Genomic DNA, 12,773 nt, shown 5'->3' with positions numbered 1-12,773 from the left:
TCGCAAAACAGGCTGTATAGGGTAGATTTATCCTGAAATATGGCATTTCAAGCAATGATCTCCCTAGATGCCATCGACCGGCGCATTCTCGAGCGGCTGCAGCACGACGGCCGCCTGAGCAATGCCGACCTCGCCGAGCAGGTCGGCCTCTCCTCGTCGCCGTGCTGGCGGCGGGTCAAGGCGCTCGAGGAGGCGGGCGTCATCAAGGGGTACGCGGCGCAGCTCGATGCCAAATCGGTCGGCCTCTCGGTCAATGTCTTCATGAGTGTGTCGCTTTCCACCCAGGTCGAAAAGGCATTGAAGGATTTCGAACGGGCAGCAGCCGAGCGCCCCGAAGTGATGGAGTGCTACCTGATGACCGGCGATAGCGACTACCTGCTGCGGGTCGTCGTGCCCGACCTCGAAGCCTATGAGCGCTTCGTGATGGACTTCACCAAGATCGCCGGCATTGCCCAAATCCGCAGCTCCTTCGCGCTGCGTCCCGTGAAGCAGGGCACGGCATTGCCTCTTTCGGTATCGGGCCGCTAAGAAGGGCAATGGCCACTCCGACTACTACCCCAGGTTTTCCCTGGGGCATGACGATCCTGTTTGTCCTGGCGGTGCTGCTCTACGGCCCCTTCATTGCCAACGTATTGACCGCGCGCAGCAGCGACCTGGCAGGCCGTGGCATGTCGTTGGGATTCGCGGTGATCCAAGGGCTGGTGCTCTGGATCGTGCTGGCCTCGATGTTCGCGATCGCCGTCCTGCGCGGCGCAATGCCGTCCTATGCCACCGCAGCCGCTATCGTATTCCTGCCGCTGTCGGCAATTGCGGCTGCCTCCGCCATGGGCCTCTACAACGATCGCTATGGCGATTGGCTGGCCGTCGTGCCGGCGCTCTTGCCGTTGCTCCTGGCACTCTACGCCTTCTGGGCGCGAATGGTCGGCTGGCACAACACACTGCCGCCAGTGCCGACGACGGCGATTCTGGGCGGCGCCATCGTTGTTCTGACGATCGTGCCGCTGGTGCTGACCACCATTGAATATATGCCCAATCCGGAACGGGAGGCCGCGCAGGCCGCCGAGCGCAAGACATGGGAGGAGCAAGAGAAGAAGCGCGTAGAGGAAGCCGATGCAGCCGACGCCGCACGCTTCGCCAAGCTCGGTCCGGATTCGCACCTCCGCGACTATCTCGAAGATTTGCCCCCCGGTGCCATGCACCATCGCCAGGCCCTGGCGGGGGCGAGGCTGGTCAAGACGCGGACTGCCGATGCCGTTCAGCTGCTCGGGGAGGACAGGCTCGACGACCTGTCCCAACTCCGGGCGCTCGACATCGAACCCTCCGCTGTGTGCGCGGCCTACCGCGACGCGCTCCAGGCGGAAGCGGCGAAGATTGCAAAGACGAGGTCCGATTACATCAGTGTCGCCATCGATCTCGAAAGGCAGTTGCCCAACATCGAATGGCTGACGGGCAAGGGCTGCGACCTGTCCGGGCCATTGAGCGACGCCGCAAACCGGGTGCGCAGTGTCTCTGATTCCGAACGCCTGACTGAATTTGCCGACCAGCTGATGGCGCTAGGCAAGCGTCCCTAGGCGAGCTCGATCGTCCCGCTCATCATCGATACGCATCGTCCGCCGATATAGGTCGCGACGACTTTGCCGTTCTTCTTCTCGGCAGAAGCTTCGAGCACGCTCGGCCGGCCCATATCGAAACCTTGGCCGATCGTCCGATCGAAGGTGAGATCGGTTTCCGGCCGGTGGTGCGTGAGCAGGCCGATCAACGCGACATTGGCGGCACCGGTGGCGGGATCCTCGGGAATGCCGTGCTCGGGTGCGAACATGCGGGTCTGCACGTCGACCGCCCCCTCCGGCGCCTGGACATAGAGATGAATGCCCACGATCCGATCGCGCGGCAGCTCGCGGGCGAAGACCTCGAGTCGCGGTGCCGCCGAACGCAGCGCCTCGCGCGAGGCAAGCTCGACAAAGAGCAGCGGCGCCCCGCACGAGGCAACGATCGGACGATGGACGTCGAGCTTCAGGGCCGCCGCGTCGAGCGAGCAGGCGCGCTGGACGATCTCGGGTGCAATCTCCTCGCCGAAACTCAGCGGCACGGGGGCGGCGAGCCGGGTCGCCACGACGGCGCCGCCTTCACGCCGGATATCCATGTTCACCAATCCGGCCTTCTCCTCGAACACCAGGCGATCGCCGGTAACCGGCTTGCCGTAACTCGTGCCGGCGCGGGACAGCACGAAGGCCGTGCCAACATTGGGGTGGCCGGCAAACGGCATCTCGGCCTTGGGCGTGAAGATGCGCACCTCTGCCGTATGCTTGGGATCCTTCGGCGGCAGCACAAAGGTCGTCTCCGCGAGATTGAACTCGGCAGCGATGGCCTGCATGCGTTCGGTCGACAGACCCTGCGCATTGGTGATGACTGCCAGCGGATTGCCGCCGAACTGGCGGTCAGTGAAGACGTCGACGGTGGTGAATTCGAGTTTCATGGACCGAGCCTAGCGGCTTGCTCCACGGTACTTGCGCGAGATTAATTGGGTACGGAAGGAGAAAGCCTTGGCCTATCAGACGCTCAGCTACAGTCGCGATGATCGTGTCGCCACCATCACCCTCAATCGACCGGACCGGTTGAATGCCATCACCCGTGAGATGCCCGACGAAATCCGGGCCGCGGTCGAGGAAGCCAACCGCGACGATCTCGTCCATGTCATCGTTCTGCAGGGCGCCGGCCGCGCTTTCTGCGCCGGCTACGACCTGAAGAATGCCGCCGAGCGTCCGCGCGGCACCGGCGGCAGCCAGGAGATGCCCTGGGATCCGTTCATCGATTTCCAGCTCATGGACCACAATACGCAGTGCTTTCAGTCGCTGTGGCGCAGCTACAAGCCGACGATCTGCAAGATCCACGGTTACGCCGTCGCCGGGGGCAGCGATATCGCTCTGTCCTGCGATCTGGTGGTGATGGCCGAAGAGGCGAAGATCGGCTATCCGCCCGCCCGCGTCTGGGGCTGTCCGACGACGATGATGTGGGTCTATCGGGTTGGCGCGGAGCGGGCCAAGCGCCTGCTCTTCACGGGTGACCTGATCGATGGCCGCGAAGCGGAGCGCATTGGTCTCATCACCCAGGCCGTGCCAGCCGCCGAGCTCGATGCTGCGGTGCAAAAGCTTGCGGACCGGATGAAGGGCGTGCCGAAGAATCAGCTCTGGATGCAGAAAACCGCGATCAACAGCGCCTTCGAGAACATGGGAATGCGAACGACCCAGACCCTGGCGACGCTGTTTGACGGCATGACGCGCCATTCGCCGGAAGGCATCTGGTTCAAGCAGCGCGCCGAAGAGAAGGGCTTTCATCAGGCGGTGCAGGAACGCGACAGCGGCGATCCGATCCCCGGCAGCAAGCCGCCGCGAAACAACTGACGGCCGCAATTGAGGGCGGAGCCGAGCCTGTTTAAGGTTCGGACCATGAGCATGACCCAGATCTCCACCCCGATTTCCTACGACCACGGCGTTTCCGACAAGAAGCTGATCGGCGAGACCATCGGCGCTTACTTCGATCGCACCGTCGAGACCTATCGCGACCGGGAAGCGCTGGTGGTTCGCCACCAGAACGTACGGTGGAGCTGGGGAGAACTGGGCCGGCGGGTCGACGATCTCGCCGCCGGCCTGCTGACGCTCGGCCTGGAGCGTGGTGATCGGGTCGGTATCTGGTCGCCCAACACGTCGGAATGGACCCTGGCGCAGTTCGCCACCGCCAAAGCGGGGCTGGTGCTGGTCAACGTCAACCCGGCCTACCGGCGCGCCGAACTCGAATACGCCATGAACAAGGTCGAGTGCAAAGCGCTGATCCTGGCGCCGGCGCTCAAGACCTCGAACTATCTCGAGATCGTCCAGGATCTCGTGAAGGACAAGAAGCTTCCGCACCTCAAGCACATCGTGCGGCTCGGCACCGAGAAGACGCCGGGCATGCTGAACTTCGACGATGTCGCGAAGGCCGGAGGCAATGTCGAGAAGGCCAGGATCGCCGATCTCGCGCCCAAGCTGCAGTTCGACGATGCAATCAACATCCAGTTCACGTCAGGCACTACTGGCTATCCCAAAGGCGCCACGCTCAGCCACCACAATATCCTGAACAATGGTTACTTCGTGGGCGAGGGTCTGAAGCTCACGCCCGAGGATCGGCTTTGCATTCCGGTGCCGCTCTATCACTGCTTCGGCATGGTGATGGGCAATCTCGGTTGCCTGACACACGGCTCGACGATGGTCTATCCGGCGGAGGCCTTCGATCCGCTGGCGACGCTACAGGCGGTTTCCGAGGAGCGCTGCACCGCACTCTACGGTGTGCCCACGATGTTCATCGCCCAGCTCGATCATCCGGAATTCGCGAAGTTCGATCTCAAGAGCCTGCGCACGGGCATCATGGCGGGCTCGCCATGTCCCATCGAGGTGATGAAGCGTGTGCAGAGCCAGATGAACATGAACGAGGTCACGATCGCCTACGGCATGACGGAAACCTCGCCAGTGTCGACCCAGTGTGCCACCGACGATCCGGTCGAGCGGCGTGTCTCGACCGTCGGTCAGGTCCTGCCACACATCGAGATCAAGATCGTCGATGCCGAAGGGAAGGCTGTGCCGCGCGGCGAGACCGGCGAGTTCTGCACCCGCGGCTATTCGGTGATGAAGGGTTACTGGAACGACGAGGCAAAGACGAAGGAAGCCGTCGACGACGCAGGCTGGATGCACACCGGCGATCTCGCGATCATGGACGAGCAGGGCTACGTCAACATCGTCGGCCGTCTCAAGGACATGGTGATCCGCGGTGGTGAGAACGTTTATCCGCGCGAGATCGAGGAGTTCCTCTATCGCCATCCCAAGGTGCAGGACGTGCAGGTGATCGGCGTGCCCGACCAGAAGTACGGTGAGGAGGTTTGTGCCTGGATCAAGCTGAGGGACGGCGAGGCGGCGACGGCCGAGGAAATCCGCGAATTCTGCAAGGGCCAGATCGCCCATTACAAGATCCCGCGCTACATCGAGTTCGTGCCGGAGTTCCCGATGACCATCACGGGCAAGATCCAGAAATTCGTGATGCGCGAACAGACCATCAGCAAGCTCGGACTGACGGCGCAGAAGACGGCTTAGCTGCCGTCTCGTCCAGCCTCGCCGCCGTTGGTCCCCGAATGGTCACGGCAACGTCCTTATTGTTGCACCGTTGAACGCCAACAGTCGCGCCCTTGAAACAGGGGCGCAACGGGGTGGCGAGATGACAGGCGATCAAACGCCAAACACCAAACCCGAAGTGGGCAAGACGACGCCGGATCCAGCTGGTGCGCAGCGCTCTGCGCGGAAACTGTTGAAGGAGCTCAACGGTCCGGTCGACGAGGAGTTCAAGGAATCTCTTGCAGGTCTCTCACGACAACTGAAAGAGCGGGTGTCCGGACAATCGGAAAATGACTCGCGGATGACAGCGGAAGCGCGCAAGGCCGCGCTCCAAGCGTACGATCTCGAACGCACCCGTCGATTGAAAGCGATCCTGAAGATCGTCGGTGGCGTCGCTCTCACAGCAAGCATCACCGGGCTCGTCGTTTTCATCGCCGCGCCGTTCGACCGACCGCTCCCCCGCGCTACGGCGCCCGTCAAGCCCATCGAGGTAGCTGCCGTGGCGCCGATACTGACCCCTTCGCCGGTGTCGAGACCCACAGCGGTTTCCACGGCAGTTTCAATGCCGGCTTCCGAGCCAGCGGCAAGCGCTCCTCCTGTCGTGACGCCCGCAGTTACACAAGCCGCCCTTGCACCAGCCGTAGAGGTAGAAAAGGTACGCCCCGAATCGAGCCTGGAGGAGGCTCCATTGCAGCGTGCCGACATCAGGGAAATTCAGACGAAACTGCGCGCCTTTGGTTTCAATCCCGGGCCGCTGGATGGCGTCGCGGGGAGAACGACCCAAGCCGCCATCATGCACTACCAGCAGAACAGGGAACTGCCGCAGACCGGCACTATCGACCGCCAGTTGCTGGAACAGCTTCGCCAGGACCCAGCGCCCGAGGTTGTCGCGCCGCAAGTTGTCCAACGCCCCGCACGACCTGCACGCGCGTCAGGCGCAACTCGGTCGTCGGATCCTTTCGATCCCCTGCGGACTGCGGCTCAAGACTTCGAGCGATGGCTGCAGTCTCTGGGGCGTTGATGGAACTTTCCCACTTGCGAATCACTCGCAAGACGCTTAGTTAGCGTCCGTCTTCACTGCGAAGATCGTAAGCGTCTCACGTCAGGCAACGCATCTTGACCCGGTCCTCGGCCGGGCAGCCGGTCTTTCCGGCGGATGCAGCACGGCCGACGACCTACAGTGAGACCTTCAATCGTGAGCAAGCATTCCTGGTTTTCTTACCGACGCCTGCCGTCACGTTACGCCGGCATCGTCCTGCCGTTCCTGCTGTCCATCGTCATGACCTTCGTCGTTTCTGGTATCGCGACAGCGCGCAGCATCGGACTTGCCCCGACCTTTGCCGGCACGTGGATGAGCGCCTGGGGCCTGTCCTGGGTCGTGGCCTTTCCGACCCTGCTCGTGGTGATGCCGATCGTGCGGCGCCTGGTCGGGCTGATCGTCGAGACGCCAGCCCGCTAGTACCAGTCCGCGAGGCTGCGGCCGTCAGCCCAGCAGGCGCTGCACGACATTCATCTGGATCTCGGCCGCATCGACCATCTCGGCGATGGGCACGCTCTCGTTGGCGGCGTGCCCTTGGACACCCGAACCGGGACCGAAATTGATGATCTCGATGTCGTCGTCGGCGTAGTAGCGACCGTCGCTGACGCCGGTGGCATTCAGGAATTTCACCTTGCGACGGCTGTGGGCCTTCACCGCGGCTTCGAAGGCACCGACGGCGGCGCCGTTCTCGGGCGCGAAGAAGCCGTTAGTGCCGGTCAGGAACTCGACCTGGTACATCGCCTTCGGCTCGCCGACACCGTCGACGACGCGCTTCAGTTCCTTGAAAGCGTCCTTCACCTTCTCGTCGGGCAGCAGGCGGCGGTCGATCTCGACCGTGCACGCTGAAGGCACGACGTTGGTGTTGTGGCCGCCATGGAACATGCCGATGTTCACCGTCGACTTCATCGCGCCCGAGACACGCCGCGCCAGCGCCTTGTCGTAGTAGGACTGCAGCGCGCCGACGAGGCGCATCATGCGCAGGATGGCGTTGTCACCGGCCGCCGGGTTGCCAGCATGGGCGGCGCGGCCCTTGGTCGTGATCTTGGCCCACATCACGCCGCGTTCGGCGACGATCAGGTTGTTCTCGGTCTGCGCGCCCAGGATCAGCGCATCGGGCCGCACTTTGCCGCTCTGGCGAAGATACTCCATGCCGTTGGGTCCGAGGTTTTCCTCGTCGGCCACGAAGGTGAAGATCAGCTCGCCCTTGGCTGGACCACCGCGACGGGCGATCTCCTCGGCGAGCCAGATCTGGACCGCCATGCTGCCCTTGCAGTTGCCGGCGCCCAACCCATAGACGAGGCCGCCCTTCACTAACGCCTTATAGGGATCGCTCTTCCAGTTGGCGCGTTCACCGACGCCCACCGTGTCGACATGGGCGTTGAAGGCGATGACCGGGCCTTTACCTTTGCCCTTCATGCGCGCCACGACATTGTCGACGCCTTTGGCCTTGGTCGCGATTTCCACCTTGTAGCCCGCCTTCTTCAGGCGCTTGGCGGTGTAGGCGCAGATTTCGACCGAGGTGCCGGGCGGGTAGGGGCTCGGCAGCGCGATCAGATCGGACAGGATCGCGACGAGTTCGGACTGCATCTTCTTCGACATCAAATGTTCCTTAGCGGTTGGCCAGTTCGGTCAGCACCTCGACCAGCACGCGGGCGCCGGCGGCGAGGTCGGAGGGGGTCGCGTTCTCGATCTCGTTGTGGCTGATGCCGCGCTCGCAGGGCACGAAGATCATGCCGGTCGGGCAGAGGCTCGCGATGTGCATGGCATCATGACCGGCGCCGGACGGCATATCCATGTTGGAGAGGCCGAGCGCATTGGTCTTGGCGCGCACCAGGTCGACCACCATGGGAGCGAAGTCGGTCGGCGGTACCACCATCACGCGCTCGATGGTGGCGGGGCAGGGCGCCGCCTTGGTTGCCACGATCTCGCGGAGCTTCTTTTCGTGGGCGTCGAGCACGGCATCGGAAGGATGGCGCATGTCGATGGTGAAGCTCGTCTTGCCCGGCACGGTGTTCGGAGAACCGGGGCTGACATCCACCCTGCCGATGGTGAAGCGCAAGGTGTCGTCCTTGTCGGTCGTCGCCTCGTACATCGCCTGGGCCATGCGAAGGGCGGCGGCAAAGGCGTCCTTGCGGGCGGCGCGCGGTGTGGTGCCCGCATGCGCTTCCTCGCCAAGGGTTTCGACGATGTAACGACGGCTGCCCTGGATGGCGGTCACCACGCCGATCGTCTTCTTCTCATTCTCGAGGCGCGGGCCCTGCTCGATATGGGCCTCGACATAGCCATCGAGCGGGAAACCCGGCTTGCCGTCGCGCATTGGCGCCGGCGCGGTCTCCAAAGTCTCAGCCAGCGCGTCCTTCAGCATGACGCCCTTCCAGTCCTTCACCGTGAGCATCTCGTCGAGCTTGTTGTGGCCGGCGAAGACCGCCGAGCCCATGGCGCCGGGCTGGAAGCGCGAGCCTTCTTCGTTGGTCCAAGCCACCGCCATCACCGGCCGCTTGGTCTTCACGCCGGCATCTTCCAGTGCCTCCAGCGCCTCGAACGCGGCCAGCACGCCGTACATGCCGTCGAAGCGGCCGCCGGTTGGTTGGCTGTCCATGTGCGAGCCGCTCAGCACGGGCAGGGCTTTCGGATCGTTGCCGTCGCGGCGCACGAAGAGATTGCCGATCGCGTCGGTCGAGATCGAGAAACCACGTGCCTCTGCCCAGGAAGCGAGCAGGTTGCGGGCAGCCGCGTCCTCGGGCGACAGGGCCTGACGGTTCACACCACCCTTGGGCGTGCCGCCCAGCTTCGCCATATCGACGTGCCGCTGCCACAGACGGTCTTCGCGCACTGCGCCTGCTGCGCTCATCTCGCCTCCTCAAGCTTGTCGCGCGAGCTATAGCCGCGCCATAGTCGGGCTTCAATCGTCGGCATTCCCCGGGGCCTCCATGCACAATCATCTCGAGCGTAACCTGATCGGCTATGGCCCCAAGCCGCCGCACGCCCAGTGGCCGGGAGATGCCCGCATCGCCGTCAGCTTCGTGCTGAACTACGAGGAGGGTGGGGAGAATACGATCCTGAATGGCGACGCTGGCTCGGAGGTCTTCCTGACCGAGACGTCGGGTGGCGTGTCCTTCGCGGGCGCACGCGATCTCTCGACCGAGTCGATGTACGAATATGGCAGCCGGGCTGGCTTTTGGCGCATTCTGCGGCTCTTCCAGGAGCGCGACATGCGTTTCACCTCCTGGGCGGTAGGTCGGGCGCTGGAGCTCAATCCGGCGGCCGGCAAGGCGATGGCCGAGGCCGGTCACGAAGTCGCAAGCCACGGCTGGCGCTGGATCAACTACAAGGATTTCACGCTCGAGCAGGAACTCGACCATATGAAGAAGGCGGTGAAGGCGATCACCGCCTCAGCCGGCAAGCCGCCGGTCGGCTGGTACACGGGCCGCTTCGGCATGCACACCCTCGACGCCGTCCTCAAGCATGGCGGCTTCCTCTATTCGAGCGATTCCTATGCCGACGACCTGCCCTACTGGGTGAGCGTCGGTAAGACGCCTCACCTCGTCATTCCCTACACGCTCGAAGTCAACGACATGAAGTTCAGCGTCGCGCCGGGCTTCAGCTCGGGTGACGGCTGGCTGCAGGCGATGAAGGACAGTTTCGACGTGCTCTACGCCGAAGGCGCGCAGACCCCCAAGATGATGTCGATCGGCCTGCATTGCCGGCTCGCCGGCCGGCCGAGCCGCGCGGCGACCCTAGCGCGCTTCCTCGACTATGTCGCCTCGAAGCCCAAGGTCTGGGTGGCGACGCGCGAGGAGATCGCGCGCCACTGGATCAAGGTTCATCCGGCCAAGGGCAAGAAGTAAGCGAGGAAACTACGGTCGCTGCAGCAGGTGGACGTAACAAACCGCGCCGACGCCCACCATGTGGGCGAGGCCGGTCCGGGCCTTCGGATGCTGGCGGGCGCCGGCTTCACCGCGAAGCTGCAAGGTGATCTCGCCGATCTGGCCGATGCCGGTCGGGCCGATCGGGTGGCCCATGGCGATGAGCCCGCCCGACGGATTGACGGCGCAACGCCCGCCGATATCGAGCGCGCCATCCTTGAGAAGATGCACGCCCTGGCCTTCGGGGCAGAGGCCGATATTTTCGATGTAGTGCAGCTCCTCGACCGTGAATGCATCGTGCAGCTCGATGATATCGAGGTCCTGCGGCGACACCTGCGCCTCCTGCAGCGCAATCTCCGTGGTCTCCTTTGTCAGCACGGCGTCGAAGCCCAGGCCTGCCGCATAGACGCGCTCGCTGCGGGCCGTTGAACCGATCACGCGGATCGCGCGACCGGGATCGATACCGAGCCGCTTGATGCCGTCCTCCGACGCCACGATTGCCGCGGCGGCGCCTTCGCCGATGGGTGTGCATTGCAGGGCGGTTAGGGAGCCGGCGACCTTCTTGCCACCCAGCACTTCGTCGAGGGAGCGTTCCTGCTGCCGCTGCGCGTTCCTGTTCTTGGCGCCGTTGCGGTGGTTCTTGACCGCGACGCGGGCGATGTCTTCGAAGCTCACCTTGTGCCGATGAGCATACTCGTTGGTCAGCAGCGAGAAATGCGTGAACTGCGCGATGGCGTCTTCAGCAAGATTGTCCATGCCGGTGCTGTCGCGCCGTACCGGATTGCGTTTGTCGACGCCGACCGCCAGTGATACGTCGGTGAGGCCGCTCGCCACCTCGATGCAGGCCTGACGGAAGGCCGTCGAGCCCGACGCCGAGGCATTTTCGACATGGGAGAGCGGAATGCCGGTGGCACCGAGATGGCGCAGCATCGGCCGGCCCGACGCCATGCCGAGCAGGGCGGTGGCAACGTAGGCGGATTCCGCCGATGGCCATGTGATGCGGGCATCGGCCAGCGCTTCACGAATCGCCGTGACTCCCAGGGTGACGTAGGGCGTGTCGCTGGGATTCTGGTAGCGATGCCAGCCCACGCCGACCACGTAGACGGGACGCAGGTCCTTCAATGTCCTGGCCATGGTCAGTGCTCCGGCTTGAATCGCAGGTCGAGGATCGCAGAGCCGTCGTCGCCGGTCCCGACCGGGACGAGGGCCGTCACCATCTCCGTGCCGGGGGCAATCTGCTGGACTGGGTCGACGAGCAAGGTACGCACGACCGGTCCGTCGGTGAGAGCGATCTTGCCGATGGTGAAGGGCGTGGCCCGCGCCTTGTCGGCATGGAGATGCACGACAGTCGAGGAAAGGAGCTTGCCGCGGCCCGTGAGCGCCATGGGCTGCAGGTCGGCGCCATGGCGGCCGCAGACCTCGCAGCCGTGGCCTTGCATGGGAAAGAAGACGTGGCCGCAGGTGCAACGGCCACCCAGCAACGCCCCTTCCGACGTGTAGAGCGTGGGCTTCAGGAGCGTTTCCATGGGTCCTCCGCTCAGAGGCTGCGGCCGATGATCTCTTTCATGATCTCGTTGGCGCCGCCGTAGATGCGCGCGACGCGGGCGTCGGCGTAGGCGCGGGCGATCGGGTACTCCCACATGTAGCCGTAGCCACCGTGAAGCTGCAGGCAGGTGTCGACGACGCGGCCGTAGGTCTCGGTCAGCCAGTACTTGCACATGGCGGCGGTGGGCACGTCGAGCTTGCCCTCGAGATGCAGTGCCGTGCAGTGGTCGAGGAAGGTGCGGGCGATCTTCACCTCGGTCTTGACCTCGGCGAGCTTGAAGCGGCTGTTCTGGAAGTCGATGATCGCCTTGCCGAAGGCCTTGCGCTCCTTGACGTAGTCCAGGGTCCAGCCGAGCACCGCTTCCATGGCGGCAACGGCGCCGATGCCGATCAGCAGCCGTTCGCGCGGTAGCTCCTGCATCAGGTAGATGAAGCCGCGACCCTCGTCGCCCAGCCGGTTGGTCACGGGCACGCGCACGCTCTCGAAGAAAAGCTCGGACGTGTCCTGCGCCTTGAGGCCGATCTTCTCGAGGTTGCGGCCGCGGCTGAAGCCCGGGCGGTCGCCTTCGACCAGGATCAAGGTGACGCCCTTGGCGCCGGCCGAGCTGTCGGTCTTGCAGATGACGATGATCAGGTCGGCATGCTGACCGTTGGTGATGAAGGTCTTCTGGCCGCTGATGACGTAGTCGTCGCCGTCGCGCACCGCCACCGTGCGCACCCCTTGCAGGTCGCTGCCGGTGCCGGGTTCGGTCATGGCGATGGCGCCCACGACGTCGCCGGTCGCCATGCGGGGCAGCCACTTCTGCTTCTGCTCCTCGCTGCCGTAGTGGAGGATGTAACGGGAGACGATGTCGGAATGCACGCGGAAGCCCGGCCCCGAGTACACACCGCGCGCCATCTCCTCGGCCATGACGTTGATCGTCAGGAAATCCGCGCCGCCGCCGCCATACTCGGCGGGGATGTCGGTCAGCAGCAGGCCGGCCGCGCCCGCCTTGCGCCAGAGATCGCGGCTCACGATGCCGTCCTTCTCCCACTGTGCGTGGTGGGGCGCGATCTCCTTGTCGATGAAGCGGCGAACGGTGGTGCGGAACTGTTCGTGATCGGCGTTGTAGGTCGGAGCCTGTTGCATCGTCGCTTCCTCTAAGATATTTGTTGATCAACAAATAAATATCTGAGACGATGCTG

General features: G+C 64.1%; 13 protein-coding genes. 7 read left to right on the top strand and 6 right to left on the bottom strand.

Annotated elements, in window-relative coordinates; all coding sequences use genetic code 11:
• The first annotated feature begins 54 nt into the window (after positions 1–54).
• Entirely contained in the window at positions 55–528 is a 474-nt protein-coding gene (locus EPO50_RS01990; RefSeq protein ID WP_020694359.1) for an Lrp/AsnC family transcriptional regulator, read from the top strand.
• Between the two features lie 71 nt (positions 529–599).
• Positions 600–1,571, top strand: a complete 972-nt coding sequence (locus EPO50_RS01985) for a hypothetical protein (protein WP_296340959.1) — start codon at positions 600–602, stop codon at positions 1,569–1,571.
• On the opposite strand, the gene EPO50_RS01980 is transcribed toward EPO50_RS01985, so the two are convergent.
• On the bottom strand, positions 1,568–2,476 hold the full coding sequence (locus EPO50_RS01980) for a PhzF family phenazine biosynthesis protein (RefSeq protein WP_296340958.1): 909 nt from the start codon (positions 2,474–2,476) through the stop codon (positions 1,568–1,570). The two genes, EPO50_RS01985 and EPO50_RS01980, sit on opposite strands and share 4 nt — an antisense overlap.
• A 67-nt stretch (positions 2,477–2,543) precedes the next feature.
• On the opposite strand from EPO50_RS01980, the gene EPO50_RS01975 reads away from it, so the two are divergent.
• From EPO50_RS01975 to EPO50_RS01960, 4 genes are all read left to right on the top strand, one after another.
• A complete protein-coding gene (locus tag EPO50_RS01975; RefSeq protein WP_296340957.1) occupies positions 2,544–3,401 on the top strand; it encodes a crotonase/enoyl-CoA hydratase family protein in 858 nt (285 codons plus the stop codon).
• Positions 3,402–3,452: 51 nt separating this feature from the next.
• A complete protein-coding gene (locus EPO50_RS01970) occupies positions 3,453–5,120 on the top strand; it encodes an AMP-binding protein (protein ID WP_296341009.1) in 1,668 nt (555 codons plus the stop codon).
• 121 nt (positions 5,121–5,241) lie between these two features.
• On the top strand, positions 5,242–6,159 hold the full coding sequence (locus EPO50_RS01965; RefSeq protein WP_296340956.1) for a peptidoglycan-binding protein: 918 nt from the start codon (positions 5,242–5,244) through the stop codon (positions 6,157–6,159).
• A 174-nt stretch (positions 6,160–6,333) separates the two neighbouring features.
• The gene (locus EPO50_RS01960; RefSeq protein WP_296340955.1) at positions 6,334–6,597 is read left to right on the top strand and encodes a DUF2798 domain-containing protein; all 264 of its coding nucleotides are present in this window, start codon (positions 6,334–6,336) and stop codon (positions 6,595–6,597) included.
• Between the two features lie 24 nt (positions 6,598–6,621).
• Here the strand turns inward: EPO50_RS01960 and EPO50_RS01955 are convergent, their stop codons facing one another.
• Positions 6,622–7,776 carry a M20 family metallopeptidase gene (locus EPO50_RS01955; RefSeq protein ID WP_296340954.1) on the bottom strand — a complete coding sequence of 385 codons (1,155 nt, stop codon included), beginning with the start codon at positions 7,774–7,776 and terminating at the stop codon, positions 6,622–6,624.
• A 10-nt stretch (positions 7,777–7,786) separates the two neighbouring features.
• Positions 7,787–9,028 carry a Zn-dependent hydrolase gene (locus EPO50_RS01950; RefSeq protein WP_296340953.1) on the bottom strand — a complete coding sequence of 414 codons (1,242 nt, stop codon included), beginning with the start codon at positions 9,026–9,028 and terminating at the stop codon, positions 7,787–7,789.
• 79 nt (positions 9,029–9,107) lie between these two features.
• Here EPO50_RS01950 and puuE point away from each other — a divergent pair, with 79 nt between their 5' ends.
• Positions 9,108–10,025 carry an allantoinase PuuE gene (gene puuE, locus EPO50_RS01945; protein WP_296340952.1) on the top strand — a complete coding sequence of 306 codons (918 nt, stop codon included), beginning with the start codon at positions 9,108–9,110 and terminating at the stop codon, positions 10,023–10,025.
• Between the two features lie 9 nt (positions 10,026–10,034).
• Here puuE and EPO50_RS01940 read toward each other — a convergent pair whose 3' ends face one another.
• Genes EPO50_RS01940 through EPO50_RS01930 form a run of 3 tightly spaced genes read right to left on the bottom strand, consistent with a single transcriptional unit; the run spans position 10,035 to position 12,717 of the window.
• A complete protein-coding gene (locus EPO50_RS01940) occupies positions 10,035–11,177 on the bottom strand; it encodes a thiolase family protein (RefSeq protein WP_296340951.1) in 1,143 nt (380 codons plus the stop codon).
• 2 nt (positions 11,178–11,179) lie between these two features.
• Complete coding sequence (locus EPO50_RS01935) at positions 11,180–11,569, bottom strand: OB-fold domain-containing protein (RefSeq protein ID WP_296340950.1); 390 nt, start codon at positions 11,567–11,569, stop codon at positions 11,180–11,182.
• A gap of 11 nt (positions 11,570–11,580) precedes the next feature.
• On the bottom strand, positions 11,581–12,717 hold the full coding sequence (locus tag EPO50_RS01930; RefSeq protein ID WP_296340949.1) for an acyl-CoA dehydrogenase family protein: 1,137 nt from the start codon (positions 12,715–12,717) through the stop codon (positions 11,581–11,583).
• Between the last annotated feature and the right edge of the window lie 56 nt (positions 12,718–12,773).

Source organism: Reyranella sp. (assembly GCF_004297405.1).
In the GTDB taxonomy this organism is placed as follows: domain Bacteria; phylum Pseudomonadota; class Alphaproteobacteria; order Reyranellales; family Reyranellaceae; genus Reyranella.
The sequence above is the reverse complement of the archived record's forward strand: the minus strand, read 5'-3'. Positions and strand labels throughout refer to the sequence as shown.

Coding starts and splice junctions, on each gene's coding strand:
- puuE (WP_296340952.1), top strand. CDS start 9,108: ATGCACAATCATCTCGAGCGTAACCTGATCGGCTATGGCCCCAAGCCG.
- EPO50_RS01940 (WP_296340951.1), bottom strand. CDS start 11,177: ATGGCCAGGACATTGAAGGACCTGCGTCCCGTCTACGTGGTCGGCGTG.
- EPO50_RS01965 (WP_296340956.1), top strand. CDS start 5,242: ATGACAGGCGATCAAACGCCAAACACCAAACCCGAAGTGGGCAAGACG.
- EPO50_RS01980 (WP_296340958.1), bottom strand. CDS start 2,476: ATGAAACTCGAATTCACCACCGTCGACGTCTTCACTGACCGCCAGTTC.
- EPO50_RS01930 (WP_296340949.1), bottom strand. CDS start 12,717: ATGCAACAGGCTCCGACCTACAACGCCGATCACGAACAGTTCCGCACC.
- EPO50_RS01955 (WP_296340954.1), bottom strand. CDS start 7,776: ATGTCGAAGAAGATGCAGTCCGAACTCGTCGCGATCCTGTCCGATCTG.
- EPO50_RS01950 (WP_296340953.1), bottom strand. CDS start 9,028: ATGAGCGCAGCAGGCGCAGTGCGCGAAGACCGTCTGTGGCAGCGGCAC.
- EPO50_RS01990 (WP_020694359.1), top strand. CDS start 55: ATGATCTCCCTAGATGCCATCGACCGGCGCATTCTCGAGCGGCTGCAG.
- EPO50_RS01970 (WP_296341009.1), top strand. CDS start 3,453: ATGACCCAGATCTCCACCCCGATTTCCTACGACCACGGCGTTTCCGAC.
- EPO50_RS01935 (WP_296340950.1), bottom strand. CDS start 11,569: ATGGAAACGCTCCTGAAGCCCACGCTCTACACGTCGGAAGGGGCGTTG.